Source organism: Fischerella thermalis PCC 7521 (assembly GCF_000317225.1).
GTDB classification, from domain to species: domain Bacteria; phylum Cyanobacteriota; class Cyanobacteriia; order Cyanobacteriales; family Nostocaceae; genus Fischerella; species Fischerella thermalis.
Genome location: NZ_AJLL01000112.1, coordinates 1 through 912, shown reverse-complemented (window position 1 = coordinate 912; position 912 = coordinate 1). Strand labels below are relative to the sequence as shown.

Sequence of the window (912 nt, the reverse complement as noted above, 5' to 3'; positions counted from 1 at the left end):
TTTCGAGGTTTGGAGTGATTTGATCATTTGTGTGTACACGGCGGTAGCCAAGGAGAGGGAAAGATTTTTGCCTAGCAAAAAGCGAGGGTGAGGTTCAGTCTTATGGTTCCTCTGGTAAGCTGTTCAGATAAATATTAAAATCAACTAAAATCTGTGTATCATCGCCACTTTGCTGTTGTATTTTTCCAGCCGCTAAAGCACGACGGTCTAATAAGCTTTCCACAGCCTGTCTAGCATTAGTGCCACGCTTGAGAGTGAACAACAAAGTGTCGCTTGTGCAATCATCATTTCTACTCACAGCAGCACAAACTACAGGATAATTCTGGAGTGTCCCAGAAATAATATTTTTAAGACTTCCATTGTCGTAATTCTTTTGAAATCTGTATGCTACATGCTGACAACGCACAAAAGGAGTCAAATCAGAAGAGAAGTAGTTACTGCTAACCCAACGAATCATCGGTATCCTTCTGCCATTCTGGCTTTTCGCATAAGTTACAGGGACACCCTTGCTCTTGGCACAAAAAAAGGTTGTGCTACTGGCATAACTAGGCTGATGGATAATTGTTGTTGTGGTCAATGTAGTCAGCAAAGCAATACCACAAAATCTTACAACTTTTGTCAACATGGGACTGAGTAACCTGTTGCTCATAAAAAGTGCGTGATTGGCTAAAAAGCGTAGATTTTACTGTTTTTGGAATATAAGCAACTACAAATATGATTTGTAGAATTTCGGGATTATACTTAGATATATCAGTAAAAATACGATTTCTGAATAAAGAAAGTTTGAAAATGCCTGTTCTAGTTCTGATTTGCTTGTCCTTTATCAATTAGATTGACCGGAAAATCATAGGCACAGGTTTAGTAAATATGGCGGTTTGCATTTGAGTAAAATAAACCTCACCCCGTCCTATC

At 38.9% G+C, this 912-nt stretch carries 1 protein-coding gene; it reads right to left on the bottom strand.

Features of this window, described 5'->3' with window-relative positions; translation table 11 throughout:
* Positions 1 to 100: 100 nt before the first annotated feature.
* Complete coding sequence (locus tag UYK_RS0123750; protein ID WP_016872281.1) at positions 101 to 625, bottom strand: COP23 domain-containing protein; 525 nt, start codon at positions 623 to 625, stop codon at positions 101 to 103.
* Between the last annotated feature and the right edge of the window lie 287 nt (positions 626 to 912).